The following is a 25,470-nucleotide window of genomic DNA, read 5'->3' as shown; positions in this document are numbered from 1 at the left end:
GTCAACCGATCAGGCGGTGATCTCCTGGACCGAGGCGAACAACTCCAGCTCCGGGTGCCCGGCATAGATGTCGCCATGGCTGCCCGCCCCGCGATGGGCGGCGCGAAACGCCTCGGATTTGGTCCAGGCGGTGAAATCCGCCGCACTCTGCCACAGCGTATGCGAGGCATAGAGCGTGTGGCTGTGGCTGCTGGCCCCTTTCATCAGGTGAAAGGACACAAAGCCCGGCACCTGCGGCAGATAGCTGTCGCGGCTGCGCCAGATCGCCTCGAACGCCGCCTCTTGCCCCGGCTTGACCTTGAAACGGTTCATGGTGAGGTACATGTGCACATCCCTTGCAGTCAGTTTCGGGGCTGGATGGCTGGCACGATGCGCGCTGTCTGGCATTGCCCGTAAAATCGGGGCATTACCGGGGCGGGTCAAGAGGCAATGAGGGCGCAATGAAGCTGTGGACAGGATTGGGCAATCCGGGTGCGAAATATGCGGGCAACCGACATAACATCGGTTTCATGGCACTGGACCGCATCGCGGCGGACCATGGGTTCAGCCCGTGGAAGCGCGGCTTTCAGGGGCTGTTCTGCGAAGGGCGGCTGGGGGCCGACAAGGTGATCCTGCTGAAGCCCGAAACCTTCATGAACTTGTCGGGGCAGGCCGTGGGCGAGGCGCTGCGCTTCTACAAGCTGACGCCCGCCGATCTGGTGGTATTCCATGACGAGCTGGATCTGGCCCCGGGCAAGGCCCGCGTCAAACAGGGCGGCGGCCATGCCGGGCATAACGGCCTGCGCTCCATCCATGCGCATGTCGGCGAGGCCTATGGCCGCGTGCGGCTGGGCATAGGTCATCCGGGGCACAAGGATGCGGTCGCGGGTTATGTGCTGCATGATTTTGCCAAGTCCGAACAGGACTGGCTGGAGGATCTGCTGCGCGGCATTTCCGACGGCGCGGCGGCGCTGGCCGATGGCGATGGCGCGCGTTTCCTGAATGCGGTGGCGCTGCGCACCGCGCCGCCCCGGTCCTCCACCGGCACCGAACGGCCCGGACCACGCGCCAAACCTGACCCGGCCACCGCCAAACCGGCAGCCCCGGACGCAACGGAAGCGTCACCCGACCCGCGCTCGGCGTTGCAAAAGCTGGCAGACCGCTTCCGCTAGGCTATGTTGGGCGCAGAGGAGACATCATGCGCCGCATCATCAAAGCCCTTGGGATCATTGTCCTGATCCTTGCCGCCCTTGCCGTCTGGAAACGTGACGATCTGGCACGGCTGCACGCCGTGCTGACCCTGTTTGACACCGGGCGCATCGTGCAGAATTTCAGCCATATGGATGCGGCCTTCCTGTCGGTGCCGGTGCCCAAGGGCGATGCCGCCCCCCTGCCCCTGCCTGCGGGCACACCCTTCGCGCTGCCGCCCGAAGCACAGGATTGGGTGGCGCAGCGGTCGGTCACGGCGCTGGTTCTCGTCAAGGACGGGCAATTGCGGCATGAAAGCTATTACCTCGGCACAGGCCCGCTGGACCGGCGGATCAGTTGGTCGGTGGCGAAAAGCTTTCTGTCGGCGCTGATGGGCACGCTGGTTGCGGATGGCACCCTTGATCTGGACCGCCCGGTCGAGGCCTATGCGCCGGCTCTCGCCGGGTCTGCCTATGCCGGGGCCACGGTGCGGCAGGTGGCCAATATGACCGCAGGTGTGGAATTCGACGAGGATTATCTGAAATTTTCGTCCGACATCAACAAGATGGGCCGGGTTCTGGGCCTTGGCGGCTCGATGGATGCCTTTACGGCGGGCATTACCGCACGGCGGGCGCCCCCCGGCGACAGCTGGCAATATGTGTCGATCGACACCCATGTTCTGGGCATGGTGATCGCTGGCGCCACCGGGCAACCGCTGGCCGATCTGCTGGCCACGCGGATCGTGCAGCCGCTGGGGCTGGAGGAGGAACCCTATTATCTGACCGATGGCCTTGGCCAACCTTTCGTGCTGGGCGGGCTCAATCTGATCACGCGCGATTATGCCCGCATGGGCCTGCTGTTCCTGAACAATGGCGCGGTGCAAGGGCGGCAGATCGTGCCCGCCGATTGGGTGGCGCAATCCACCGTGCCGCAGGCCGTCACCCCGCCGGGCGCGATGGGCTATGGCTATCAATGGTGGATCCCGCAGGGGGCCGCGCCGGGCGAGTTTCTGGCGCAGGGCGTCTATGGCCAGTTCATCTATGTCAATCGCGCGGCGGGGGTTGTGATTGCCGCGAATGGCGCCGACAAGGGCTTTACCGCAGCGGGAGTCGAGGCGCAGAATATCGCCATGTTCCGCACCCTGACCGCAGCACTGGAGGCCGCAGATGGCTGAGAAAGACCCGTCCGTCAATGTCCTGGGGCAACCGCTGGAAACCTGCTCCACCGCGCCGGTGACCGGGTTCTGGCGCAATGGCTGCTGCGATACCGGCGATGCGGATGCCGGGCGGCATACGGTCTGTGCGGTGATGACGGATGAATTTCTGGCGATGTCGAAATATCTGGGCAATGACCTGTCGACGCCGCGCCCGGAATACGGTTTCAAGGGGCTGAAGGCGGGGGATCGTTGGTGCCTCTGCGCGGGCCGCTTCCTGCAGGCGCATGAGGAAGGGGCTGCGCCGCAGGTCAATCTGGCCGCCACCCATATCCGCACGCTGGATGTGGTTCCGATGAGCGTACTTCGGCTATACGCCGAAGCCTAGGCCGCATCCGAGCGAGGCACGGCGCGGGGCTTCGCCGCTTCGGCGGGGGTGCTGTGCAGCGGGCCATCGTCGCGCATCAATTCCTCGATGAACAGGCTGAGCAGTTGCGGCCGCCCCGTCACGCTGGCCTTGCGGTAGATCGCATTGGTCTGCGCCTTGACCGTGCCTTCCGAGGTTTCGCGCAAAGCGGCGATTTCGGCGGTGGACAGGCCCTTGATCGCAAACAGCGCCACGTCGCGCTCGGCCGGGGTCAGGCCCCATTCGCAGAACCGCTCGTTCAGGATCTCGGCAAAGGCCCCCGAGGCCCGGCGCAGCCGCGCTTCGGCCATGTTGCGCTCGGCCAGCGCATGACGCAGCGCATAGGCCCCCAGCCCGAGGCCGGTCAGCAGGCCCAAAGCCGCGCCCAGTTCGACGATCTCGCGCAATTGCCAGCTGATCGGCGCGGCGCGGAACCCGATCAGCGAGGACAGGATATCGAGGATGAACACGGCGGCGCAGAGGCCCTGCACCGCCAACAGCAGCCCGATACCGACCGATCCGCGCGTCAGAAACCGGCGAAACCGTGCCGGGGTCGGCCCCGTCATGGCACATCTCCGACGGTCTCGCCCCCGCCACTGGACGCCGTGCCCGCCCCGCCGTTGCCTGCCCCGGGGCCAGATCTGTCAGGACGATCCGATCCGCCGCTGCGGTCCACGATATCGGGCACCGAGATGCCACCCTTGGACGGCGTGCTGCGCGTTACCGTGGTGCTGCTGCCCGTCTCGCCTGAGCTGCCCCGCCCGGCAAAGCGATTCACTTCGGTCTGATAGTCGCGCAGGATTTCGCCGGTATGCGGGTTCACCACAATCTCGCGCCGCAGATCGCCCAGCACGGCATTGATCTTGACCCGGCCCAGAAAGGTGCGGCTGACCTGCACCGAATGATAGCCCTGCGCATAAAGCTGCGCGACCAGCGCCTCGTCGACACTGGCGGCCTGCACTGGCGGGCTGCCCGCCGTCAGCAGGCAGGCGCAGATCAGGGCGGTTACGGCGGCGCGTTTCATGCTGTCATCCTCCGGGGCATGGCGGTCTGCGCCGCCCCTTGCCATCTGGCCCGCCCCGGTGATGCGGGGCAGGCCTGTTCTTGCAGTTTACACGACAGGGGCCGGTTTGCCACGGGGGCAGACGGGCCGGGTTGCCTCAGTCGCTGCAGGCCACCCTGGCGGTGCCCCGGCAGCCTTCGCGCAGATCGGCGCCGCGTTCCTTGCGGCTGAACGAGGTGCCACGCGGGGCGCTGCGGTCAGACCGGGTTGCGGTGGTCTGAACCGTCTCTTCACTCACCACTTCGCCGCCACAGGCTTCGCAGAAATCCGGGCTGCCGCCGGCCCAGGCCATGCCGTCGTCATCCGTGACCTCGCCATCGGTCACTTCGCCTTCGGTGACTTCGCCATCCGGCAACTCGCCTTCGGTCACGTCCTCGCCCGCATCGTCACCGGGATCGGTACCGGTCGCGTCCTCGTCCCGGCAATTGTCGCAGCCGTCACGGCCATCGACCGGATCGCCAAGGCTGGTATCGCCGTCCTCTGCCGCACCTTCATCGGTGCCGCCTGCATCCTCGTCCCCCGACTCGTTCCCCGCCTCACCCTCGGCCTCGGCGAGGATCAACAGGCCCGCCATCGACGCAGCGGCGGTTTGATCCGCCCCCAAAGGGGCGAGGGCCGTGCCCCCGGCGAGCGGCACCGCCAAGGCTGGTCCGGCCATGCCCGCGCAAAATGCGACACTGGCCAACAACGCGCGTGATCCTGAAATATACATGCTTGCAACTCCCATAAAGACAATCTGCCCGATTGCCGCTGCCCCCCGCCGCGTCGCCGTTCTGGCGTATGTCATCCGGCAAGGGATGGGCCATCTGACGACCGCACGCCCCCGCAGGTCCATTCCGCAAATGTTTAAAAGGCCCCGAACCACAGGGTTTCGGGGCCTAAACCAAAGTTTAGCGGGTCAGATGGCGTGGTGCGTCAGATCTTCATGTCAAAGCCAAGGTGTTTGGCGACGGTGAAGATGTCCTTGTCGCCCCGGCCACACATGTTCATCACGATGATATGGTCTTTCGGCAGGGTCGGCGCGATCTTCATCACATGCGCCAAGGCGTGTGACGGCTCCAGCGCCGGAATGATCCCCTCCAGCTTGCAGGACAGCTGGAACGCCTCCAGCGCCTCGACATCGGTGATCGAGACATATTCGGCGCGCTTGGTATCGTGCAGCCAGGCATGTTCCGGCCCGATGCCGGGGTAATCGAGACCCGCCGAGATCGAAAAGCCCTCGAGGATCTGCCCATCCGGGTCTTGCAGCAGGTAGGTGCGGTTGCCATGCAGCACGCCGGGGCGACCGCCGGTCAGGCTGGCGCAATGCTGCATCCGGTCATCCACGCCCTTGCCGCCGGCCTCGACGCCGATGATGCGCACCGAAGGATCATCGAGGAAGGGGAAGAACAGGCCCATGGCATTGGAGCCGCCGCCGATGGCCGCGATCACGGTATCGGGCAGACGCCCCTCGCCCTCCTGCTCGGCCAGTTGCCAGCGCACTTCCTTGCCGATGATCGACTGGAAATCGCGCACCATCGCCGGATAGGGATGCGGCCCCGCCACCGTGCCGATGCAATAGAAAGTGTCGCGCACATTCGTGACCCAATCGCGCAGCGCATCGTTCATCGCGTCTTTCAACGTGCCGCGGCCGCTGGTCACCGGCACCACTTCGGCGCCCAGCAGGCGCATGCGGAATACGTTCGGGGCCTGCCGCTCCACATCATGCGCGCCCATGTAGACCACGCATTTCAGCCCGAACTTGGCACAGACCGTCGCCGTCGCCACGCCATGCTGGCCCGCGCCGGTTTCGGCGATGATCCGGGTCTTGCCCATGCGCCGCGCCAGAATGATCTGGCCCAGCACATTGTTGATCTTGTGCGCGCCGGTGTGGTTCAGCTCGTCACGTTTGAGATAGATCTTGGCCCCACCCAGATGCTCGGTCAGCCGCGCTGCATAATACAGCGGCGACGGACGGCCAACATAGTGCTTCCACAGATCGTCCATCTCGGCCCAGAACTCCGGGTCGGTCTTGGCAAATTCATACCGCGCTTCCAGATCAAGGATCAGCGGCATCAGGGTTTCCGACACGAAGCGCCCGCCGAACATGCCAAAGCGGCCCTGTTCATCCGGCCCGGTCATGAAGCTGTTGATCCCGTCATCGGCCATGGCGCACCCTTTTTGCTATCTCGACCCGATGTAGCGCCCTTGTGGCACAGGGTAAAGTGCGCAGCATCGCCCCTGCTTTGGCGCATCACGAATTTTCTGTGCCTTGGGTGAAACTTTCGGGCGCAGCGCTCCGTATCTTTGGTATCGCGGCAGGGTATGCCTGCGCCGATCCCCGGATCCGGTGCCGTCTGCCCTGCCAGCCACCGACCAAAAGGAGAGACAGATGACCCGCCTTTTCGCCGCTTTGCTGATCACCACCGCCGCCGCGTCGCCCGGCCTGGCGCAAACCGCGCTTGGCCTTTCGGGCGACAAGACGCTGGTGATGATTGATCCCGCCACAGCCACAGTGACCGGCACTGTCGAGGCACAGGACGTGACCCGCCTGCTCGGCATCGACTGGCGCCCCGGCACATCGGAGCTGATCGGCGTGACCGACACGCAGGCCATCGTCAGCATTGATCCCGCCACCGGCGCGACCAAGATGCTGAGCCAGATGGACACGATGCTGAGCATCGCCGAAGGTGCGGCTGTGATCGTTGATGTGAACCCCGCTGCCGACAAGCTGCGCGTCATGTCGGGCACCACCAACCACCGCGTCGATATGGCCAGCGGGGCCGTGACCGTCGATGGTGCGATTGCCTTTGACGCCGCCGATGCCAATATCGGCAAGGCGCCGATGATCGGGGCCGTGGCCTATACCAACAGCTTCGGCAAACCCGAAAAGACCGCGATGTTCGACATCGACACCGGTATGTCGGCGCTGATCCAGCAGACCAAACCGAATGACGGCGTGCTGGCCACCATCGGCGCACTGGGGGCCACGCTGGAGGGTCCGATCGGGTTTGATGTGGCCACCACGGCAGAGGGCGTGAACACCGCATGGCTGGCCGCCAATGGCGGGCTGCATACCGTCGATCTGGTCAGCGGCAAGATCACCGCCTCCTGGCCGCTTCAGGGGGCCGATGCCCCGCTGCGCGATCTGACCATTCTGCCCGCCATGTAAGGGCGGCAGAGCCAACGTTTGCCGTGACGAGTGACTGGTCAATGTTACCGTGACGAGTGGCTGGTGAATGTGCGGCCCCAAGCCCCCAAGAGGGCCGCACATTTCCCATGTTTTCGTTTTTCAGACCGCCGGGCGCCTAACGCGCCGCCTGCACGAAAGCCGCGATACGGGCCGCATCCTTGACGCCCGGGGCCGATTCCACCCCTGACGAGACATCGACCTGCCGCGCATTGGTCAGCCGGATCGCCTCGGCCACGTTTGCGGCAGTCAGGCCCCCCGCCAGCATCCAGGGCCGCAACCAGCGCCGCTGCGCCACCAGCCGCCAGTCGAATGACAGGCCATTGCCGCCCGGCAGCACGGCATCCTTGGGCGGTTTCGCGTCGATCAGGATCTGATCCGCGACCAGCGTGTAATCAAACAGCGCCGCCAGATCGCCCTCATCCGCCACACCCACCGCCTTCATCACCGGCAGGCCATAGCGGCTGCGGAGTTCCGCCACACGGTCGGGGTTTTCGTGGCCATGCAGTTGCAGCATGTCCAGCGGCACCGCCGCGACAATCGCATCCAGCGTGGCGTCATCGGCATCCACCGTCAGCGCCACCTTCGCCAGCCCCACCGGGGCCGCCAGCGCCAGTTCGCGCGCGCTGTCAATCGTCAGGTGGCGCGGGCTTTTGGCAAAGAACACAAAGCCCGCATAGGCCGCCCCGGCGGCAGCCACGGCGGCAACATCGGCCACGGTCCGCAGACCGCAGATCTTCACACGGATATCGGACATGGATCAGCCTGCCTTCCGGTCGAGGATGGCCAGAACATCATCCTGCACCACGCCCTTGGCGTCGCGCATCGCCGCCAGCTCGCGCTGCAACCGGCGGGCTTCGGCGGATTGGGTGCTGGCCTCGGCCCGGTGGCGATGTTCGCGGATCCATTCCCAGACGAAGCCGATCAGCAGGCCCACCGCCACGCCGCCGAAAATCGCCAGGAACAGCGGGATCTCGATTTGCCAGGACAGGCCCGCCACGGCGGCGACATCATCGGGCAGCGCCTTGACCAGCACCGGCGCGCGGTTGGCCAGCGCCACGGTCAGCAGGCACAGCCCCAGAACCAGCAGAATGAGATAACGCAGATATCGCAGCATCGGCGGACCGTGCCTCCTTCAGTATCGGTGACGCTGTCGGACCGGGGCAGAACGCCACGCCGCATCGCGCCCCGCGCTTACGCTTTGCCGTTCAGCCGGTCGCGCAGCAGTTTGCCCGTCTTGAAGAAGGGCACCTTCTTGTCTTCCACTTCAACCGCTTCCCCCGTGCGCGGGTTCCGTCCCACCCGCGCATCGCGCGACTTGACAGAGAACGCGCCAAAGCCGCGCAGCTCCACCCGGTCGCCCTTGGCAAGCGCCTCGATGATTTCTTCGAAAACAGTGTTCACGATCCGCTCGACATGGCGTTGCGTGAGATGCGGGTTTTCATCCGCAATTTTCTGGATCAGTTCCGAACGGATCATCCGAAGTGTCCCCCCTGGGGCGATGTGGCAACCGGCCCGCGTTTTTCTTGTGCTTGGACTATAGGCAAAAAAATCCCGCTGACAAAAGGAAAACCCGTGCAATCGCCGTAACTTGGCCGTCCGGATCAGCAAAAAGCCGCCAGAATGGCCACAGGCCCCACCTTTCGGAGGGGCCTGCACAACCTGACCGAGGTCAGGATCAGTTCCGGTCGCCGCCTTTGAGAGCTGCGCTGAGGATATCGCCCAGCGATGCACCCGAATCGGACGAGCCATACTGTTCGACAGCTTCTTTCTCTTCCGCGATTTCGCGGGCCTTGATCGACAGGCCCAGACGGCGGGTTTTGCTGTCCACGTTGGTAACGCGGGCATCGACTTTGTCGCCAATCTGGAAACGCTCGGGGCGCTGGTCTGCCCGGTCGCGCGACAGGTCGGAACGACGGATGAAGGATTTCATGCCGTTGTATTCGACTTCGATGCCGCCTTCTTCGATCGCGGTGACGGTCGAGGTCACGATCGAGCCGCGCTTCACGCCGTCGACTGCATCGGTGAAGGTGTCGTCGCCCAGAGCCTTGATCGAGAGCGAGATACGCTCTTTCTCGATGTCCACTTCGGTGACAGCGGCTTTCACCACGTCGCCCTTGCGGTAGTTCTGGATGGCTTCTTCGCCGCGCTGATCCCAGGACAGGTCAGACAGGTGAACCATGCCGTCGATGTCATTGTCGAGGCCGACGAACAGACCGAATTCGGTGATGTTCTTGACTTCGCCTTCAATCGCGGTGCCAACCGGGTGCGTCTCGGCAAAGACTTCCCACGGATTGCGCTGGGTCTGCTTGAGGCCAAGCGACACACGGCGCTTGGCGCTGTCGATTTCCAGAACCATGACGTCGACTTCTTGCGAGGTCGAAACGATCTTGCCGGGGTGCACGTTCTTTTTGGTCCAGGACATTTCGGACACGTGAACCAGACCCTCGACACCGGCTTCCAGCTCCACGAAGGCGCCGTAATCGGTGATGTTGGTGACGCGGCCCTTGTGGACCGAACCCAGCGGGTAGGCTTTTTCCACGGCATCCCACGGATCGGACTGGAGCTGCTTCATGCCCAGGCTGATACGATGGGTTTCCTTGTTGATCTTGATGACCTGCACTTTGACAGTTTCACCAATGGCAAGGATTTCCGACGGGTGGTTGACGCGGCGCCATGCCATGTCGGTCACGTGCAGCAGGCCGTCCACGCCGCCCAGATCAACGAACGCACCGTATTCGGTGATGTTCTTGACCACACCATCCACGGTCTGACCTTCGGTCAGATTGGAGATGACTTCGGCACGCTGTTCGGCACGCGATTCTTCGAGGATCGCGCGGCGCGACACAACGATGTTGCCACGGCGACGGTCCATTTTCAGGATCTGGAACGGCTGCTTCATGCCCATCAGCGGGCCAGCGTCGCGCACGGGGCGCACGTCGACCTGCGAGCCGGGAAGGAACGCAACAGCGCCGCCCAGATCGACAGTGAAGCCGCCCTTGACGCGGCCGAAGATCGCGCCGTCGACGCGGGTCTCGTTCGCATAGGCTTTTTCCAGACGGTCCCAAGCTTCTTCGCGCTTGGCCTTGTCACGGCTGATCTGGGCTTCGCCACGGGCATTTTCCACGCGATCCAGATACACTTCAACCTCGTCGCCCACATTGATGCTGGGGGCTTCGCCGGGGTTGGCAAATTCTTTCAGGTCAACGCGGCCTTCCATCTTGTAGCCGACGTCGATGATGGCCTGGCCCGCTTCAATCGCGATAACCCGGCCTTTGACAACCGAACCCTCTTCGGGGGTGTCAATTTCAAAGCTTTCTTTCAGAAGGGCTTCGAATTCTTCCATGGATGCTTTAGCGCACATATAGATCAGTTTCCTTTACACGTGATTTGACTGGCCATGCGGTTGGCTCCGCCGGTCTTTGCTGGCCCTGTGGCCGGAAATGCGTGGCCGCCCCGGAAAACCGGCGCGGGCGACTCCCTTTTCAGGATGGTGCCTCTTAGCGGCTTTGTGCCTTGCTGGCAAGGGAAAGGCGGTAGCGCTCAGCCCGGCAGATGCGCCGTGATATGGGCAAAGGCTGCGGCCACTGCCTCATCAATGCTCATCAGGCTGGTATCAAGCTGCACGGCATCCGCCGCCGGTTTGAGCGGCGCATCGGCGCGGCCCATGTCGCGGGCGTCGCGCGCTTCCACCTCGGCCAGAACCTCGGCAAAGGGCTGGGCCGCAGCCTCACCGCCCAGTTCAAGCCAGCGACGGCGCGCACGCACCTCGGCGCTGGCGGTGACGTAAAGCTTCACCTCGGCATCTGGGCAGATCACCGTGCCGATATCGCGGCCATCCAGAACCGCCCCGCCCTCGCGCCGGGCAAAGCGGCGCTGGAAATCGAACAGGGCGGCGCGCACCTCGGGGATCACCGCGACACGGCTGGCCGCCGCCCCCGCCGCAAGCGAGCGCAGATCCAGCCGTTGCAGATCTTCGGCGGTCAGATTGCGGGCCGCAGTTGCCGGATCACCGCCCAACATGCCGACCGCGCGATACAGCAGCCCGGTATCCAGATGCGCAAAGCCAAAGCGGTCAGCCACCGCCCGCGAGATCGTGCCCTTGCCTGCGGCAGCAGGTCCGTCGATCGCCACTGTGAAAATCATCTGCTGCCTTTCCGTTTCAGATCATGGGGGCCGAACGCCCCGCTCATTCCTGCCCGAACCGCGCGCCCAGCCCGGTCATCAGCCCTTCAAAGATTGGGAAGGAAGTGACGATGGGCGAGGCGTCATCTACCGTCACCGGCTGTTGCGACGCCATGCCCGCCACCAGAAAGCTCATGGCGATACGGTGATCCAGATGGGTTTTCGCCGTGGCACCGCCCGGCATCCCGCCTGCGCCCATGCCGTGAACGATCAGCGTGTCCTCATCCTCCTCGATGGTCACGCCGCAGGCCTCCAGCCCGCGCGCCATCGCGTCGATCCGGTCCGATTCCTTGACCCGAAGCTCTTTCACGCCGCGCATGACGGTCTTGCCGGTGGCAAAAGACGCCACCACCGACAGGATCGGATATTCGTCGATCATCGAGGGCGCGCGTTCGGGCGGCACTTCGATGCCCTTCATATTGCCCGAGAAGCGCACGCGCAGATCGGCCACCGGCTCACCGCCCTCGGTGCGCGGGTTCTGGAATTCGATCTCGGCGCCCATCTCGACCAGCGTCAGATAGAGGCCATTGCGCGTCAGGTTCTGGCTGACACCGGGCACAAGAATGTCCGACCCCTCGACGATCAGCGCCGCACAGACCGGAAACGCCGCCGAGGACGGATCGCGCGGCACCGCCACGCTTTGCGGCCGCAATTCGGGCTGGCCGGTCAGGGTGATCACATGGCCCTCGGGGCCTTTTTCGACATGCAACTGCGCGCCGAAGCCCAGCAGCATCCGTTCGGAATGGTCACGCGTCGGCTCGCGTTCGATCACCACCGTGTCGCCGGGCGCATTCAGCCCGGCCAGCAGCACCGCCGATTTCACCTGCGCCGAGGCAACCGGCAAGGCGTAGCGCACCGGCACGGGATTGGCAGCCCCCACCAAGGTCATCGGCAGACGCCCGCCCTGACGGCCATAGGCCCGCGCGCCGAACAGGCTCAGCGGATCCGTCACCCGGCCCATCGGGCGCTTGCGCAGCGAGGCATCGCCGGTAAAGGTGGCACTCATCGCCGTGGTGGCCATGCAGCCCATGATCAGCCGCACGCCGGTGCCGGAATTGCCGCAGTCGATCACGTCGGCAGGCTCACGAAAGCCGCCAACGCCGACGCCATGCACCGACCAGCTGCCCGCGTCATGCCGGATCACCTCGGCCCCGAAGGCGCGCATGGCCGAAGCGGTATCCAGCACATCCTGCCCTTCCAGCAACCCGGTGATCTTGGTCTCGCCCACCGCCATCGCGCCGAAGATCAGCGCGCGGTGGCTGATCGACTTGTCGCCCGGCACAGCAGCGGTGCCCTTGAGCGGCGCCGATTTGCGGGCGGTCATCGGTTGCGGTTCGCCATGGCCAGACATCGGATTTCCTTCGCGCGAATGATGCGTTGTTCCGTTAGCGCAAGCGCGCGGGCCGGTCCAGTCCCAAGGAAGGGCGACCCGGCCCACGCAGCGTATCGCCCCCGCCGGTCAAGGTCGCCCCAGCACCTGCCACGGGCCTTGGTGCGGGCTGTCGGCCCCGGATCAACCGCGCGCCGCATCCCGCAACCACCGCTCCGGGTTGGTCTCGGCAATCTGGCGGAACAGATCCTCGCCCAGCCCTGCCCGCAACCGCACCGCAACCGCCCGCTCCGACAGGCTTTCCTGCCGGGTCATGTAGAAATCGGACCCGAACAGCACCCGCGCCCGCAACGCCGGATGGTCAAGGAACAGGCGCAGAAACGGCAAGAAGGCATCCGACTGAAACAGCGTGTAGGAAATATCGGTCCAGAGATTGGGAAACGCGCCGCTTTCGATCATCTCCCGCAGCGCGATCAGCCAATTGCCAGCAGCTTGCGGCGCATAGGGGTTCAGGCCCTCGCCGATATAGGCCTCCCACTCACTCTGGCCGCCAAAATGCGCCAGATTGACCTGCATCTGCGGAAAGGCGCGCAACACCGGCGCAAAGGCCTGCGGCGCGCAAAATTCATCCGCCTGTGCCCGGGGCAGCCGCCCCGTGACACCGCCGCGTGAACAATGGCTGACCACCGCCAACCCACGGGCATTCAGCAGCGGATAGATCTCGCGCATCAGAACCGGATGGTCTGGCGCATATCCCAGCCGAGGATAAAGCTTCAGCCCGCGAAACTTCAACGTTTCCAGACAGCGCCGCACCTCCTCGGCGGCCCCCGGCAGACGCGGATCGCAGGTGGCAAAGGGGATCACCAGACCGGGATGGGCCGCCGCAAGCGCCGCAAGCTCGTCATGCTGGGCCGCCAGACCCGCCCGCACCCGGCCATGCCCGATGCCCGCCATCTGCATCGGCAGCACGACAAAGCGGGTGCCGCGCGGATATTGCGCCACCAGCTCGGCAAAGATCTCGGCCTGATCCGCCACCCCTGCCGCGCGCTGAAACCGGTGCAACCGGCGCAGCGATGCCGCCGCCGCCTCCTGCCCGGCCAGCCGCGCCAGCCCTGCCAGCCCCCGCACCAGCCAGGGCGCCCGCTTGAACGGCATCACCACAAGATGCGGATAGCGCGCCGGAACATGCCGGTCGGTAAAGGTGTGAACATGGCAATTGGTGATGCGGATGCGCGACATGATCCCTCCGGTGCAAACGGAGATCAGCCTGCCCGATCCGCCCCAAGACGCGCCTAACCGGGCGCGCGCTGGCCGATCAGCCCTGACCGATCAGCCTTGGCGCCGGAAGGTCAGGTAATGCGGATCGCGGCCTTCGCGCAGCGCCTTCTGCTCGTATCGCGTCGACAGCCAGTCGTCCCAGGCCGCCCCCCGCCCGGTCTGCGCCAGCAGATCAAACCCGGCCTGCGGCACTTCTTCCAGCGTCTGGCGCACATAATCGGGAATGTCGGTCGCCACGCGGAACTCGGCCCCCGGCTGCATCACCCGCGCCAGCGCGCTCAGATAGCCCTGCGTCACAAAGCGGCGGCGATGATGCCGGGCCTTGGGCCAGGGGTCGGGATAATTGAGAAAAGCCTTGGCCACACAGGCATCGGGCAACACATCGAACAGATCGCGCACGTCTCCGGGATGGATGCACAGATTGTCCACCCCCGCCGCGCGGATCTTGCCCAGCAGCATCGCGATGCCATTCACGAAAGGCTCACAGCCGATGATCGCGATCCCGGGATACCGCGCGGCCATATGCACCAGATGCTCGCCGCCGCCAAAGCCGACCTCCAGCCACAAGGGCCTGCCGCCCGTGATGGCCGCCACATCCAGCGACACCCGCGCCGGATTGTCGGCCACCGTCACACCAGCAAGGCTCAGCCGCTCCAGATCTTCGGCCAGATAGGTTTTCTGGCTGGCGCGCAGGGTCTTGCCATGCACACGGCCATAAAAATTGCGCCGTTCAGGGGCAGCTTGATCTTCACTCATTCCGGGGGCCTCCATGGCAGTGCCCGCGCCCTACAATCCCACCCTCCAGAGGTCAAGCAACCCTGCATCTTGCTCTTTGTCAAAATACTCGCGCCGCAGGCACCCAAGGCAAGCCGGGCCTTCCCCGGTTGCCGAGACAGAGGCGTGCGCGCGGCAGCGCGCTCCGCTGGATCCGGCGGGGTCAGGCGACGCGGGCGGGCACCCGCCGCTCCAGCCAGCGGAAGGCCAGCACGATCACCCCGGTGATCACCAGATAGACCAGCGCCAGCAGCAACAGCGGCTCATAGGTGATGAAGGTATCCTGCCGCACCCGGCTGGAGACGGCATAGATATCCACCACCGTGATCGTCGCCACCAGCGGCGTGGCCTTCAACTGCAACACCGTCTCGCCACCAAGCGTCGGCAGCGCGCGGTGTAGCGCCTGCGGCAGCCAGATCCGGCGCAGGATGGTGAAGCGTGGCATGCCCATCGCCCGCGCCGCCTCCAGCTGGCCCTTCGGCACGCTGCGGAAAGCGCCGCGCATCACCTCGCCCTCATAGCCTGCAAAGCTCAGCGTCAGCGCCAGCACCGCATAGGGCCAGGCCTGCCGCAGGATCGGCCAGAGGTCACTGCCCCGGATCCAGGGAATTTGCGGAAACAGCGATCCCAGCCCGTAATACAGCAGCCACAGCTGCAACAGCAGTGGCGTGCCGCGCACCACGGTGCAGAATACCCGCGCAGGTGCGGCCAGATACCAGGGCCCCACCGCCTGCGCCAAGCCCAGAGGGATGGCCAGCGTCATGCCCAGCAGCACCGTCACCGCCAGAATCCAGATCGTGCGCCAGATGCCCGCCGCCGCCAGCGGCAGGTATTCGGGCAACCACTCCCAGCGCAGCCGCAGCACACACCAGACCAGCAGCGCCAGCGCGACCAGCGCCATCACCACCCGATGCGTTTGCCAGAACCCGGTCATCCGCGCACCTCCGGCTGGCCGCGCCGCGCCCACTTTTCAATCCGCCCGAACAGCAGGCCCGATCCGATCGACAGCGTCAGATACAACATGCCCGCCGCCATGAAGAAGGTGAAATAGGCCTTGGTCGTGCCCGCCGCCTGCCGGGTTTCCTGAGTCAACTCGCCAAAGCCGACCACCGCCAGCAGCGCGGTATCCTTGGTGGCCACCAGCCACAGATTGGCCAGCCCCGGCATGGCAAAGGACAGCATGGCGGGAAGCGTGATCCGCCGCGCGAGCAGCCCGGCAGGCATGCCCATCGCGCGCGCGGCTTCGATCTGCCCGGCCGGCACCGCCAGGATGGCCCCGCGCAGCACCTCGGTTGCATAGGCCCCCTGCACCACGCCAAGCACCGCAATGCCCGCCGCCAGCCCCGACAGCTGGATCCGCGCATAACCGAACGAGATCAGCAGCTGGTTCACCGCATCCGTCACCGCGTAATAGAGGATCAGGATCAGCACCAGTTCCGGCACCGCCCGCACCACTGTCGTGTAAATGCCCAGCAGATCGCGCAGCACCGGCCCGCCATAAAGCTTGCCGTAAGCCCCGAAAATGCCGATGCAGATGCCCAATCCGAAGGCGCCCGAGGCAATCAGGATCGAATTCATCAATCCGCGCAGCAGGTTCGCCCCCCAACCGGGGGGCGAAAGCTGCAAAAGCTCCAGCGTGGAGGCCGCACCCGCGGCCCCGATCAGCGCCAGCACGGACGTCAGCCGCCGTAGATCGACGATGCGAAATAGGGCTTGGAAATCGCCTCATAAGTGCCGTCTTCCAGCACCTTGGCGATCCCGGCGTTGAACTTTGCCTTCAGCGCATCCTCGCCCTTGCGCAGCCCGACCCCGGCGCCAAGGCCCAGCACCTCGGGGTCGCTGGCGACTGCCCCTTTGGACTCGCAGCAGGCAGCCCCGGCTTCGGAGGTGAGGAAGGCATCCAGCGCGATGCTGTCGGCCTGCGTTGCGTCGATCCGGCCCGCCACAAGATCCTGATTGGCCTCATCCTGCGTGGTATAGATCTTGATCTCTGCCGCCACGTCCTTGAAGTGCTTCTGCACATAGGTTTCGTGGATGGTCGAGACCTGCACACCGATGATCTTGCCGGTCAGCCCTGCTGCATCGGGCGTCATCTCGACGCCTTTCGCCCCGGCGATCATAGCTGGCGTGTTGTAATACTTGTCCGAGAAATCAATGGTCTGCATGCGTTCTTCGGTGATCGACATCGAGGCCATGATCGCGTCGATCTGCCCCGCCGTCAGCGCCGGGATGATGCCATCCCAGGCCACGGGCACGATCTCGCATTCCATTTCGGCGGCCTTGCAGACCGCGCCGATCATCTCGATCTCCCATCCGGTCCATTTGCCCGACGCATCCGGCGAGGCGAAGGGCGGATAGGGTTCCGAGGCGATGCCCACCTTTACGGTTTCGGCCATTGCGGCACCGGACAGAAGCAGGGCGGCAGTCAGGGTCAGGGCGAATTTTTTCATTATGTACCTCTTTGCTGTTGGTCGGTTCGGTGGGTTATCCCACGCTTTTCAGGAATTGTTTCAGCCGGTCGGACCGGGGCGCGCCGAACAGGGCATCGGGCGGCCCTTCTTCTTCGATCAGGCCGTTGTGCAGATAGATCACATGGCTCGCCACTTCGCGGGCGAACTTCATTTCATGGGTCACGAGGATCATGGTGCGACCTTCGGCGGCCAGATCGCGGATCACGTTCAGCACTTCGCCCACCAGTTCGGGGTCCAGCGCCGAGGTCGGTTCATCGAACAGCATCGCGCGCGGCTCCATGCACAGGGCGCGGGCGATGGCGGCGCGCTGCTGCTGCCCGCCTGACAGGAAGGCCGGATAGGCATCGGCCTTTTGCGCCAGCCCCACCCGGTCCAGCAGTTTTTGCGCCCGTGAGATGGCCTCGGGTTTAGGGCAGCCCAGCACATGCACCGGCACTTCGATCAGGTTTTCCAGAATGGTCTTGTGGGTCCACAGATTGAATTGCTGGAACACCATGCCAAGGCTCTGGCGCAACCGCTCCAACTGGCGACGATTGGCGGGCGTGCCATCCGCGCGCATCTCCACTGCCTCGCCACCGATCACGATCTTGCCTGCCGACGGCGTTTCCAGAAAGTTGATGCAGCGCAGCATGGTGGATTTGCCAGAGCCGGAACCGCCGATGATGGCGACAACATCACCCTCGCGCGCGGTCAGGGACACGCCTTTCAGCACCTCGATCGGGCCGAAAGATTTGTGCAACCCTTCAATTCGGATTGCCTCAGGTCGGCTGCCGCCCTCACTCTGCGTCATCGGGACTCCGTGATTACCTTATTGCAGTAAGACCACAAGTTTGTAATTATGCAAGTGTATAATTGAGGCGACGATGACCGGCGAACGGCGCAAATTCAGACGCGAAGGCGAAGAGCGGCGGCGCGATGCGCTGATTTCCGCAGCGCTTGATCTGATCTCCGAAGGCGGGCCCGGATCGGCCACGGTGCGCGCCATCGCGGATCGGGCAGGCGTCACCCCCGGCCTGATCCGCCATTACTTCCAGTCCAAGGAAGAACTGACCCGCGAGGCATATCGCGCGCTGATGCAGCGCATGAACAGCGACAATGCCACGGTGCTCGATCAGGCCCCCGCCGATCCCCGCGCCCGTCTGGCCGATTATGTGGCCGCAGCGCTGCGCCCGCCGGTGCTCGATCCGCGCCGCATGGGGCTTTGGGCCGGCTTCATCCATCAGGTGCGGCGCGATGCGGATATGGCCGCTGTCCATGCCGAAACCTATCTGGGCTACCGCGATACCTTGCAGGGCCTGATCGCCGCCCTGCCCGCACCGAATGACCCGACCCGCCACCGCGCCATGGCCATCGCCTGCAACGGCGTGATCGACGGTCTGTGGCTTGAAGGTTGCGCGCTGCCCTCGGCCTTTGCCCCGGGCGAGCTGGAACAAATCGCGCTGCAAGCTGTCGGTGCCATCACCGGCCATGATCTTCTGCCGTATCTGTCACCGACAGACGGTGCCCCCTTACCGGAGTCCGCCCCATGAAATACGCCAGCATCACTGAACGTCTCGCCGGTCTGGGCGGGGCAAAATGGGAAATCCACGCCCGCGCCCGCAAGATGAAGGCCGCAGGCACCCCGGTGCTGGAATTCACCATTGGCGAACCCGATGCCCCCTGCCCGCCCGAACTGATCGAGACCGCCGCCCGGTCGATGGAATCCGGTCGCACCGGCTATTCCAATGGCCGCGGAGAGCCGGGCCTGCTGCGCGCCCTCGCCGCCCGCTACAGCACCCGGCGCGGCCGTCATTTCGGCCCCGAACAGGTGATGTGTTTTCCGGGCACGCAGACCACGCTGTTTGCGGTGCTGATGGCGCTGGTCGAAAGCGGCGACGAGGTGATCATCGGCGATCCGATGTATGCCACCTATGAAGGACTGATCCGCGCCACGGGGGCGCAGCCCGTGCCGGTGACACTGCGCCCCGAACACGGCTTCCGCCTGCGCGTGGCAGATGTGGCGGCGGCGATCACGCCGCGCAGCCGGGTGCTGTTTCTGAACACGCCACACAACCCCACCGGCGCGGTGCTGACCCGCGACGACATCGCGGCGCTTGGCGCGCTGGCGGTGCAGCATGATCTGTGGATCGTGTCGGACGAGGTCTATGAGGATCTGGTCTTTGACGGGGTGGCCTTTGCCTCGCCGCTTGATCTGCCGGAACTGGCGGAGCGCAGCATTGCCTGTGCCTCGATCTCCAAATCCCATGCCGCCCCCGGCTTCCGTTCGGGCTGGTGCATCGGCCCGGCAGACTTTGCCGACCGGCTGTTGCCGCTGTCGGAAACCATGCTGTTCGGCAATCAGCCCTTCATCGCGGATATGACGGCACAGGCCGTCAACCATCCCTCTGCCGTGGCCCCCGGCATGGTCGACCGTTTTCAGCGCCGCGCTGGCCTGATTCATGACCGGCTGAATGGCACGGCGGGCCTGCGCGTGCATCGCCCCGATGCCGGCATGTTCGCCCTGATCGACGTGCGTGAAACCGGGCTGTCGGGCGAGGCTTTCGCGGCCTCTCTGCTGGAGGCCGAGCATGTGGCGGTGATGCCCGGTGAAAGCTTTGGCGCGGCGCTGTCGGGCTGGTTGCGCTTCGCCCTCAGCCAGCCGGATGACATCGTTCTGGAAGGCTGCGCCCGCATCGCCCGCCATGCCGCCCGTCTGCTGGACAAGGCGGCCTGAGCGCCACGCCGTCCCCGGTTGCACCTCTGCTTGCACAGGAATCTGCCCATGACCAAAGCCCTTTCCGTCGGTGAAGCCCTTGTCGCGGGCCTGAAGGCGCGTGGCGTCGAAGTGGTGTTCGGCATCCCCGGCGTGCATACGATCGAGCTTTATCGCGGCCTGCCCGGCTCGGGCATCCGCCATGTCACCGCGCGCCACGAACAGGGGGCAGCCTTCATGGCCGATGGCTATGCCCGGGTATCGGGCAAACCCGGCGTGGCCTTTGTGATCACTGGCCCCGGCCTGACCAATGCGCTGACCGCCATGGCGCAATCACGCGAGGATTCGGTGCCGGTGCTGATCATTTCCGGCGTGAACCGGCGCGACAGTCTGGGTCAGGGGCTTGGCCTGCTGCATGAATTGCCGGATCAGGGCGCGATGGTGCGCAGCCTCTGCCCCAGCTTCCAGATCACCAGCCCCGACATGCTGGAGCCGGTGCTCACCCGCGCCTTTGCCGCGCTGACCACGGGCCGCCCCGGCCCGGTGCATATCGAGGTGCCCACCGATGTGATGCCGTTGCCCGCCGCGCTGCCGCGCCCGCCGCTGCCCGCGCCGATGCGCCATCCCGATCCGGCGCAGCTGGCCGAGGCGGCGCAGCGACTCAATGCCGCCCGCCGCCCGCTGATCCTTGTCGGCGGCGGCGCGCGCCAATGCGGGGCCGCAGTGCTGGCCGTGGCCGAAGCGCTGGATGCCCCGGTGGTGCAAACCGCCAATGCGCGCGGGCTGCTCCATGGCCATCCGCTCTGCGTGCCTGCCTCGCCCTCGCTGGAGGCGACCCGGGCGCTGATCGCCGCGTCGGATCAGATTCTGGCGCTTGGCACCGAATTCGGCCCCACCGATTACGATATGTATTTGCGCGGCGGCTTTCCCGATGTGTCGGGCATGATCCGCGTCGATCTTTGCGCCGAACAGCTCGCCCGCCACCCCGCCGCCCTGACCCTGCAGGCCGATTGCGGAGCCAGCCTTGTCGGCCTGCTGCCACTGCTGTCGGCCCGACAGGCTGACGGGGCAGCCCGCGCCGCCGAGACCCGCACAGCGGCGCTGGCCGAGCTGACCGAGGCGATGCGCCACCAGATCACCCTGCTCGACACGATCCGCGACACCCTGCCCGGCGCGCTGATCGTGGGCGACAGCACCCAGCCGGTCTATGCGGGCAATCTATACTACGACCACGATCGCCCCGGTGGCTGGTTCAACGCCGCCACCGGCTATGGCGCGCTTGGCTTTGGCCCCGGTGCCGCCATCGGCGCCGCCCTCGCCTCCCCCGGCACGCCGGTGATCTGCCTGATCGGCGATGGCGGGCTGCAATTCTCGCCCGGAGAGCTGCGCACCGCGCGGGACGAACAACTGCCCGTCACCTTCCTTGTATGGAACAATCATGGCTTTGGCGAGATTGCCGAGGCGATGCGCGCCGTCAACGTGCCGGTGCTGGGCTGCGATCCGACGCCGCTGCGGCTGGAGCCCTTCGCTGCCGCCTGCGATCTGCCGTTCCAGTCGGTCGCCAGCAAGGCCGAGGACTTGCGCCGCGCCCTCGGCCCCCGCTGCACCGGCCCGCGCCTGATCGAGATCCGCGCCGACTGATCCCGCCGTCGGTCACCGCGCGCCGGTTGCGCATCCCATGGCAATGCCAGCGGGGCGGGCTCGATGCCCGCGTCGCTGGCCCCCCCTTTCTGGGTGATATCTGGGCGATCTGTCACTTTGGCAAAACGCCACCTTGAATTTGATCAAATTATCCCGCATAAGCCGGTCATCCCCCGTTGCCGGAGCTGACCCATGGCCAAAGCCCAGCCGACCCCAGACCCCCGCATCGCCGGTATCCGCCCCGAGCGGCTCACGGCGCTGGCCACCCGCGAAGCCAAGCGCTTTGCCGCATCGCGCCCGAAAACCCGCGCGGCGCTGGCGGCGGGCAGCCAGCATTTTCTGGATGGTGTGCCGATGCACTGGATGAAGGATTGGCCGATGCCCTTCCCGATGCTGGTGGCCGAGGCCAAGGGCGCGGCCCTGACCGATCTGGATGGCTACGGCATCGACGATTTCTGTCTGGGCGATACCGGCTCCATGTTCGGCCATTCCCCAGCCCCGGTGGCCAAGGCCATCCGCAAACAGGCGCGCCATGGCCTGACCTATATGCTGCCGACCGAGGCTGCGCTGGCCGCCGCAGATCTGCTGACCCAGCGCTTCGGCGCGTTTCAATGGCAGATCGCCACCACCGCCACCGATGCCAACCGCTTTGCCCTGCGGGTGGCGCGGGCGGTCACCGGGCGGCCCAAGGTGCTGGTGTTCAACGGCTGTTACCATGGCACGGTCGATGACACGATGGTGGCGCTGCACGATGGTCAGACCGTCGCCCGCCCCGGTCTTGTCGGCCAGATCAGCGATCTGTCGCAGACCGCCACCTGCGTCGAATTCAACGATCTGACGGCTGTCGAGGCGGCGCTGGCCTCGGGCGAGATTGCCGCCATCCTGACCGAGCCGGTGATGACCAATTCCTGCATGGTCCTGCCCGATCCCGGTTTCCATGCCGGGCTGCGCGACCTTGCCACCCGCAATGGCGCGGTGCTGATCATCGACGAGACCCATACGATTTCCTCGGGCCTTGGCGGCTATACCGCGGTGCATGGGCTGGTGCCCGACATGTTCGTGGTCGGCAAATGCGTCGCAGGCGGCATGCCGACCGCCGTCTGGGGCATGACCGCCGACCTGGCCCGCCGCTTTGCCGCCTATGACGCGCAGCGCCCGGCGGGCCATTCCGGCATGGGCACCACACTCTCGGCCAATCCGATGCAATTCGCCTGCCTGCGCGCCACGCTGGCCGAGGTGATGACGGCAAAGGCCTATGCCCGCATGGAAAAAGGCGCCGCCCGTCTGGCCAAGGGCCTGTCGCGGGTGATTGCCGCGCATCAGGCGCCTTGGCATGTCGTGCGCGTCGGCGCGCGGGTTGAATTCATCTGCGCCCCCGGCCCGCTGCGCAACGGTGCCGAAGCCGCCGCTGCGCATCAGCCACAGGTGGAGGCAGCACTGCACACCGCCCTGCTGAACCGCGGCTGCTTGATTGCCCCGTTCCACAACATGATGCTGATCAGCCCGGCGACCAGAACCCGCCAGATTGACCGCCTGATTGCCGCCTTTGACGAAATTCTGACAGAGCTGTTTGCGATATGACCGATCTCCCCTCCCCCTCCGGCTCCACCCTTGCCGAGGCCGAAGCCTTCCTCGCCGCCCATCCCGAGATCGAGGCGTTTGACATCGTGCTGCACGACGCCAATGGCATCGGGCGCGGCAAGATCATCCGCCGCCATGAACTGTCCGGCTTTTACAAAAGCGGACGGCATCTGCCGATCTCCATCCTCGGGCTGGATATCTGCGGCGAGGATGTGCATGAAACCGGGCTGATCTGGGATCAGGGCGATGGGGATCTGCGCGCCTGGCCGATCCCCGGCACGCTGAAGCCGCTGCACAACACCCAGCCGCCACGCGGCGAGGTGTTCATGTCGATGTATGATCTGGAGGGCAACAAGATGACCTCCGATCCGCGCCACGCGTTGCAACGGCAGGTCGATGCGCTGGCCGCCGAAGGGCTGCATCCGGCCGGCGCGTTCGAGCTGGAGTTCTTCCTGCTGGCCAATGAGCGTGACGCGAACGGCAAGATGGTGCCCGCCCGTGACGTGCTGGATGGCCGCCCCTCCAGCAAGACCGAGGTCTATTCCGTCGATCACCTGCACGGGATGCTGCCGCTGTTTTCCGACATCTATGCCGGGGCGGCCAAGGCGGGCATCATGGCCGAAACCATGATCTCGGAATATGCGCCCGGCCAATATGAGCTGACTCTGCATTACCGCGCCGATGTGATGCAGGCGGCGGATGATCTGATGCGGCTGAAACGCATCGTGCGCGCGCAGGCCCGCGCCCATGGCGTGACTGCCTGCTTCATGGCCAAACCGAACGAGGACTATGCCGGCTCGGGCATGCATTTCCATGTGTCGTTGCAGGATGATGCGGGGCGCAATGTGTTCATGGAGGCGCAGGAGGGCCAGTGGTCCGACACGATCCTGCACGCTCTGGGCGGGATGCGTGCCACCATGGGTGAATCCATGCTGGTCTTTGCACCCCATGCCAACAGCTGGCGGCGGTTTGCCAGCCAGTCCTATGCGCCGGTCAGCCCGACATGGGGGGTGAACAACCGCTCGGTCGCGCTGCGCATCCCCGCCGGTGACATCAAGGCGCGGCGGATCGAACATCGCCCGGCGGGTGTGGATGCCAACCCCTATCTAGTGGCGGCGACCGTGCTTGCGGGCCTGCGCCACGGTCTGCGCGGCAAGATCGACCCCGGCCCCGAAACCACCGGCAATGGCTATGCCGATGCGCCGGACGCGCCGCCGATCCCGGTGGACTGGCGGCAGGCCATCGAGGCGGCCAAGGCCTCCGCCTTTCTGAAAGACGCCCTGGGCGAAGACATGCACCGCACCTTTACCGCCATCAAGGCCGCCGAATACGCCCGCGTGGCGCGCACGGTGTCAGAGGTGGACTTCGATCTGTATCTGCATACGGTGTAAGGGGCGACGGCGCTGGCAAAAGTGAGTATTTGGGCAAAATGCAAGATGGTTTGCGGTTTGTCCAAATCTGCCGATCAGAACAGGCTGAGCTGATCGCCCGGTTGTGCGGGGCGCGCGAACAGGTCGCGGCGCAGCGGCGGCTGCGCCACATCCAGCCCCTGCCGCGCGCAGGCCAGCCGGAAACGTTCGGCAATCAGTTCGGACCACAGGCCCTCGCCGCGCATGCGTTTGCCAAAGGTCGCGTCATAGTCGCGCCCGCCATGCACCTCGCGTATGCGGGCCATGATCTTGGCCGCCCGCCCCGGCAGCCGCGCCTCCAGCCAGTCTTTCATCATCGGGGCCACTTCGCGTGGCAAGCGCAGCATGATCCAGCTGGCCGCCACGGCCCCCGCCGCGCGCGCTTCGGCCAGAATCGCGTCCAGCTCGCTGTCGGTCAGGCCGGGGATGACGGGTGCCACCATCACCCGCACCGGCACCCCGGCATCGGTCAGCCGCCGGATCGCCGCCAGACGCCGCGCGGGCGCTGCCGCCCGCGGTTCAAGGCTGCGCGACAGACCCGGATCCAGCGTGGTGACCGAGATCCCCACCCGCGCCAGCCCGGCCTGCCCCATCGGCCCCAGCAGATCGAGGTCACGTTCCACCAGCACGCCCTTGGTGGTGATCGCAACCGGATGGCTCCAGCGTGACAACACCTCCAACACCTCGCGCATGACGCCATATTGCGCCTCGCAGGGTTGATAGGGGTCGGTATTGGTGCCGATGGCGATGGGCGCAACCTGATAGGCTTTCGCGCCGATCTCCTGCGCCAGCACCGCGCCGATACCGGGGCGGGCAATCAGCCGCGTTTCAAAGTCGAGGCCCGGCGACAGGTTCAGATAGGCATGGCTGGGCCGGGCAAAGCAATAGACGCAGCCATGTTCACAGCCGCGATAGGGGTTCACCGAGCGGTCAAACGGCAGATCGGGCGAGCGATTGAAGCTGAGCGCCGAGCGGGGCCGCTCCACCCGGATCTCGGTGCGCAGCAGCCGTTCGTCCTCTGGCAGATCCCAGCCATCGTCGACGGCAACACGGGTTTCGCGTTCAAACCGGCCCGTCGCATTGTCGAGCGCGCCGCGCGCCCGCACACGTATTTCCGGTCTGAGTGCTGTATCGCGTTCGGCCATGGCAAA

Annotated in this window: 27 protein-coding genes; 9 read left to right on the top strand and 18 right to left on the bottom strand. The window is 65.5% G+C overall.

Going from position 1 to position 25,470, the window contains the following annotated elements; genetic code table 11:
* Window positions 1-9: 9 nt before the first annotated feature.
* A complete protein-coding gene (gene hmuQ / locus KM031_RS13655; RefSeq protein WP_215506189.1) occupies window positions 10-324 on the bottom strand; it encodes a heme-degrading protein HmuQ in 315 nt (104 codons plus the stop codon).
* A gap of 116 nt (window positions 325-440) precedes the next feature.
* Here hmuQ and pth point away from each other — a divergent pair, with 116 nt between their 5' ends.
* The 3 genes from pth to KM031_RS13640 are packed head-to-tail and all read left to right on the top strand — an operon-like array spanning window position 441 to window position 2,708.
* Entirely contained in the window at window positions 441-1,151 is a 711-nt protein-coding gene (pth, locus tag KM031_RS13650; protein ID WP_215506188.1) for an aminoacyl-tRNA hydrolase, read from the top strand.
* Window positions 1,152-1,177: 26 nt separating this feature from the next.
* On the top strand, window positions 1,178-2,341 hold the full coding sequence (locus KM031_RS13645) for a serine hydrolase domain-containing protein (protein WP_215506187.1): 1,164 nt from the start codon (window positions 1,178-1,180) through the stop codon (window positions 2,339-2,341).
* On the top strand, window positions 2,334-2,708 hold the full coding sequence (locus KM031_RS13640) for a DUF2237 family protein (protein ID WP_215506186.1): 375 nt from the start codon (window positions 2,334-2,336) through the stop codon (window positions 2,706-2,708). The genes KM031_RS13645 and KM031_RS13640 overlap by 8 nt, the downstream gene beginning before the upstream one ends.
* Here KM031_RS13640 and KM031_RS13635 read toward each other — a convergent pair.
* From KM031_RS13635 to trpB, 4 genes are all read right to left on the bottom strand, one after another.
* The gene (locus KM031_RS13635; RefSeq protein ID WP_215506185.1) at window positions 2,705-3,292 is read right to left on the bottom strand and encodes a helix-turn-helix transcriptional regulator; all 588 of its coding nucleotides are present in this window, start codon (window positions 3,290-3,292) and stop codon (window positions 2,705-2,707) included. The genes KM031_RS13640 and KM031_RS13635 overlap by 4 nt on opposite strands.
* Complete coding sequence (locus KM031_RS13630) at window positions 3,289-3,750, bottom strand: hypothetical protein (protein ID WP_215506184.1); 462 nt, start codon at window positions 3,748-3,750, stop codon at window positions 3,289-3,291. Before KM031_RS13630 ends, KM031_RS13635 begins: the two co-directional genes overlap by 4 nt.
* 136 nt (window positions 3,751-3,886) lie before the next feature.
* A complete protein-coding gene (locus tag KM031_RS13625) occupies window positions 3,887-4,501 on the bottom strand; it encodes a hypothetical protein (protein ID WP_215506183.1) in 615 nt (204 codons plus the stop codon).
* A 203-nt stretch (window positions 4,502-4,704) separates the two neighbouring features.
* The gene (gene trpB / locus KM031_RS13620) at window positions 4,705-5,937 is read right to left on the bottom strand and encodes a tryptophan synthase subunit beta (RefSeq protein WP_215506182.1); all 1,233 of its coding nucleotides are present in this window, start codon (window positions 5,935-5,937) and stop codon (window positions 4,705-4,707) included.
* Window positions 5,938-6,160: 223 nt separating this feature from the next.
* Between trpB and KM031_RS13615 the strand changes: the two genes are divergently transcribed.
* The gene (locus KM031_RS13615; protein WP_215506181.1) at window positions 6,161-6,940 is read left to right on the top strand and encodes a DUF4394 domain-containing protein; all 780 of its coding nucleotides are present in this window, start codon (window positions 6,161-6,163) and stop codon (window positions 6,938-6,940) included.
* A gap of 136 nt (window positions 6,941-7,076) precedes the next feature.
* On the opposite strand, the gene KM031_RS13610 is transcribed toward KM031_RS13615, so the two are convergent.
* The 12 genes from KM031_RS13610 to KM031_RS13555 form a co-directional block, all read right to left on the bottom strand.
* On the bottom strand, window positions 7,077-7,715 hold the full coding sequence (locus tag KM031_RS13610; RefSeq protein ID WP_215506180.1) for a phosphoribosylanthranilate isomerase: 639 nt from the start codon (window positions 7,713-7,715) through the stop codon (window positions 7,077-7,079).
* Window positions 7,716-7,718: 3 nt separating this feature from the next.
* Complete coding sequence (locus KM031_RS13605; protein ID WP_307742828.1) at window positions 7,719-8,075, bottom strand: LapA family protein; 357 nt, start codon at window positions 8,073-8,075, stop codon at window positions 7,719-7,721.
* 77 nt (window positions 8,076-8,152) lie between these two features.
* Complete coding sequence (gene ihfB / locus KM031_RS13600; protein ID WP_215506179.1) at window positions 8,153-8,437, bottom strand: integration host factor subunit beta; 285 nt, start codon at window positions 8,435-8,437, stop codon at window positions 8,153-8,155.
* Window positions 8,438-8,636: 199 nt separating this feature from the next.
* Window positions 8,637-10,322 carry a 30S ribosomal protein S1 gene (gene rpsA / locus KM031_RS13595; RefSeq protein WP_215506178.1) on the bottom strand — a complete coding sequence of 562 codons (1,686 nt, stop codon included), beginning with the start codon at window positions 10,320-10,322 and terminating at the stop codon, window positions 8,637-8,639.
* Between the two features lie 179 nt (window positions 10,323-10,501).
* On the bottom strand, window positions 10,502-11,104 hold the full coding sequence (locus KM031_RS13590; RefSeq protein ID WP_215506177.1) for a (d)CMP kinase: 603 nt from the start codon (window positions 11,102-11,104) through the stop codon (window positions 10,502-10,504).
* 43 nt (window positions 11,105-11,147) lie between these two features.
* Window positions 11,148-12,494, bottom strand: coding sequence for a 3-phosphoshikimate 1-carboxyvinyltransferase (aroA, locus tag KM031_RS13585; protein ID WP_215506176.1), 1,347 nt, complete (start codon window positions 12,492-12,494; stop codon window positions 11,148-11,150).
* Between the two features lie 162 nt (window positions 12,495-12,656).
* A complete protein-coding gene (locus tag KM031_RS13580) occupies window positions 12,657-13,712 on the bottom strand; it encodes an amidohydrolase family protein (RefSeq protein WP_215506175.1) in 1,056 nt (351 codons plus the stop codon).
* A gap of 90 nt (window positions 13,713-13,802) precedes the next feature.
* Window positions 13,803-14,507, bottom strand: coding sequence for a tRNA (guanine(46)-N(7))-methyltransferase TrmB (gene trmB / locus KM031_RS13575; protein ID WP_215506174.1), 705 nt, complete (start codon window positions 14,505-14,507; stop codon window positions 13,803-13,805).
* Window positions 14,508-14,688: 181 nt separating this feature from the next.
* Window positions 14,689-15,459, bottom strand: coding sequence for an ABC transporter permease (locus KM031_RS13570; RefSeq protein ID WP_215506173.1), 771 nt, complete (start codon window positions 15,457-15,459; stop codon window positions 14,689-14,691).
* Complete coding sequence (locus KM031_RS13565) at window positions 15,456-16,199, bottom strand: ABC transporter permease (RefSeq protein WP_370879014.1); 744 nt, start codon at window positions 16,197-16,199, stop codon at window positions 15,456-15,458. Before KM031_RS13565 ends, KM031_RS13570 begins: the two co-directional genes overlap by 4 nt.
* 5 nt (window positions 16,200-16,204) lie before the next feature.
* The gene (locus KM031_RS13560) at window positions 16,205-16,975 is read right to left on the bottom strand and encodes a transporter substrate-binding domain-containing protein (protein WP_215506172.1); all 771 of its coding nucleotides are present in this window, start codon (window positions 16,973-16,975) and stop codon (window positions 16,205-16,207) included.
* A 34-nt stretch (window positions 16,976-17,009) separates the two neighbouring features.
* On the bottom strand, window positions 17,010-17,786 hold the full coding sequence (locus KM031_RS13555; RefSeq protein WP_215506171.1) for an ABC transporter ATP-binding protein: 777 nt from the start codon (window positions 17,784-17,786) through the stop codon (window positions 17,010-17,012).
* A gap of 73 nt (window positions 17,787-17,859) precedes the next feature.
* Between KM031_RS13555 and KM031_RS13550 the strand changes: the two genes are divergently transcribed.
* From KM031_RS13550 to KM031_RS13530, 5 genes are all read left to right on the top strand, one after another.
* Window positions 17,860-18,525, top strand: a complete 666-nt coding sequence (locus KM031_RS13550; RefSeq protein ID WP_215506170.1) for a TetR/AcrR family transcriptional regulator — start codon at window positions 17,860-17,862, stop codon at window positions 18,523-18,525.
* On the top strand, window positions 18,522-19,709 hold the full coding sequence (locus tag KM031_RS13545; RefSeq protein WP_215506169.1) for a pyridoxal phosphate-dependent aminotransferase: 1,188 nt from the start codon (window positions 18,522-18,524) through the stop codon (window positions 19,707-19,709). The genes KM031_RS13550 and KM031_RS13545 overlap by 4 nt, the downstream gene beginning before the upstream one ends.
* 48 nt (window positions 19,710-19,757) lie before the next feature.
* Window positions 19,758-21,329, top strand: coding sequence for a 5-guanidino-2-oxopentanoate decarboxylase (locus KM031_RS13540; protein ID WP_215506168.1), 1,572 nt, complete (start codon window positions 19,758-19,760; stop codon window positions 21,327-21,329).
* Between the two features lie 192 nt (window positions 21,330-21,521).
* Complete coding sequence (locus KM031_RS13535) at window positions 21,522-22,910, top strand: aspartate aminotransferase family protein (protein ID WP_215506167.1); 1,389 nt, start codon at window positions 21,522-21,524, stop codon at window positions 22,908-22,910.
* Window positions 22,907-24,301 (top strand): glutamine synthetase family protein, encoded by a 1,395-nt coding sequence (locus KM031_RS13530; RefSeq protein WP_215506166.1) that lies wholly within the window; start codon window positions 22,907-22,909, stop codon window positions 24,299-24,301. The genes KM031_RS13535 and KM031_RS13530 overlap by 4 nt, the downstream gene beginning before the upstream one ends.
* Window positions 24,302-24,375: 74 nt before the next feature.
* Here the strand turns inward: KM031_RS13530 and KM031_RS13525 are convergent, their stop codons facing one another.
* On the bottom strand, window positions 24,376-25,464 hold the full coding sequence (locus KM031_RS13525) for a PA0069 family radical SAM protein (RefSeq protein ID WP_215506165.1): 1,089 nt from the start codon (window positions 25,462-25,464) through the stop codon (window positions 24,376-24,378).
* Window positions 25,465-25,470: the final 6 nt, after the last annotated feature.

The organism is Gemmobacter fulvus, from assembly GCF_018798885.1.
Classification (GTDB): Bacteria; Pseudomonadota; Alphaproteobacteria; order Rhodobacterales; family Rhodobacteraceae; genus Gemmobacter; species Gemmobacter fulvus.
The sequence above is the reverse complement of the archived record's forward strand: the minus strand, read 5'-3'. Positions and strand labels throughout refer to the sequence as shown.

Bases quoted from the DNA above. Each gene is read 5' to 3' on its own strand.
- trmB (WP_215506174.1), bottom strand. From the start codon at position 14,507: ATGAGTGAAGATCAAGCTGCCCCTGAACGGCGCAATTTTTATGGCCGT.
- KM031_RS13605 (WP_307742828.1), bottom strand. From the start codon at position 8,075: ATGCTGCGATATCTGCGTTATCTCATTCTGCTGGTTCTGGGGCTGTGC.
- KM031_RS13555 (WP_215506171.1), bottom strand. From the start codon at position 17,786: ATGACGCAGAGTGAGGGCGGCAGCCGACCTGAGGCAATCCGAATTGAA.
- KM031_RS13630 (WP_215506184.1), bottom strand. From the start codon at position 3,750: ATGAAACGCGCCGCCGTAACCGCCCTGATCTGCGCCTGCCTGCTGACG.
- KM031_RS13610 (WP_215506180.1), bottom strand. From the start codon at position 7,715: ATGTCCGATATCCGTGTGAAGATCTGCGGTCTGCGGACCGTGGCCGAT.
- KM031_RS13615 (WP_215506181.1), top strand. From the start codon at position 6,161: ATGACCCGCCTTTTCGCCGCTTTGCTGATCACCACCGCCGCCGCGTCG.
- hmuQ (WP_215506189.1), bottom strand. From the start codon at position 324: ATGTACCTCACCATGAACCGTTTCAAGGTCAAGCCGGGGCAAGAGGCG.
- trpB (WP_215506182.1), bottom strand. From the start codon at position 5,937: ATGGCCGATGACGGGATCAACAGCTTCATGACCGGGCCGGATGAACAG.
- KM031_RS13540 (WP_215506168.1), top strand. From the start codon at position 19,758: ATGACCAAAGCCCTTTCCGTCGGTGAAGCCCTTGTCGCGGGCCTGAAG.
- KM031_RS13525 (WP_215506165.1), bottom strand. From the start codon at position 25,464: ATGGCCGAACGCGATACAGCACTCAGACCGGAAATACGTGTGCGGGCG.
- pth (WP_215506188.1), top strand. From the start codon at position 441: ATGAAGCTGTGGACAGGATTGGGCAATCCGGGTGCGAAATATGCGGGC.
- KM031_RS13625 (WP_215506183.1), bottom strand. From the start codon at position 4,501: ATGTATATTTCAGGATCACGCGCGTTGTTGGCCAGTGTCGCATTTTGC.
- rpsA (WP_215506178.1), bottom strand. From the start codon at position 10,322: ATGTGCGCTAAAGCATCCATGGAAGAATTCGAAGCCCTTCTGAAAGAA.
- ihfB (WP_215506179.1), bottom strand. From the start codon at position 8,437: ATGATCCGTTCGGAACTGATCCAGAAAATTGCGGATGAAAACCCGCAT.
- KM031_RS13640 (WP_215506186.1), top strand. From the start codon at position 2,334: ATGGCTGAGAAAGACCCGTCCGTCAATGTCCTGGGGCAACCGCTGGAA.
- KM031_RS13590 (WP_215506177.1), bottom strand. From the start codon at position 11,104: ATGATTTTCACAGTGGCGATCGACGGACCTGCTGCCGCAGGCAAGGGC.
- KM031_RS13530 (WP_215506166.1), top strand. From the start codon at position 22,907: ATGACCGATCTCCCCTCCCCCTCCGGCTCCACCCTTGCCGAGGCCGAA.
- KM031_RS13645 (WP_215506187.1), top strand. From the start codon at position 1,178: ATGCGCCGCATCATCAAAGCCCTTGGGATCATTGTCCTGATCCTTGCC.
- KM031_RS13560 (WP_215506172.1), bottom strand. From the start codon at position 16,975: ATGAAAAAATTCGCCCTGACCCTGACTGCCGCCCTGCTTCTGTCCGGT.
- KM031_RS13550 (WP_215506170.1), top strand. From the start codon at position 17,860: ATGACCGGCGAACGGCGCAAATTCAGACGCGAAGGCGAAGAGCGGCGG.
- KM031_RS13570 (WP_215506173.1), bottom strand. From the start codon at position 15,459: ATGACCGGGTTCTGGCAAACGCATCGGGTGGTGATGGCGCTGGTCGCG.
- aroA (WP_215506176.1), bottom strand. From the start codon at position 12,494: ATGTCTGGCCATGGCGAACCGCAACCGATGACCGCCCGCAAATCGGCG.
- KM031_RS13635 (WP_215506185.1), bottom strand. From the start codon at position 3,292: ATGACGGGGCCGACCCCGGCACGGTTTCGCCGGTTTCTGACGCGCGGA.
- KM031_RS13580 (WP_215506175.1), bottom strand. From the start codon at position 13,712: ATGTCGCGCATCCGCATCACCAATTGCCATGTTCACACCTTTACCGAC.
- KM031_RS13545 (WP_215506169.1), top strand. From the start codon at position 18,522: ATGAAATACGCCAGCATCACTGAACGTCTCGCCGGTCTGGGCGGGGCA.
- KM031_RS13535 (WP_215506167.1), top strand. From the start codon at position 21,522: ATGGCCAAAGCCCAGCCGACCCCAGACCCCCGCATCGCCGGTATCCGC.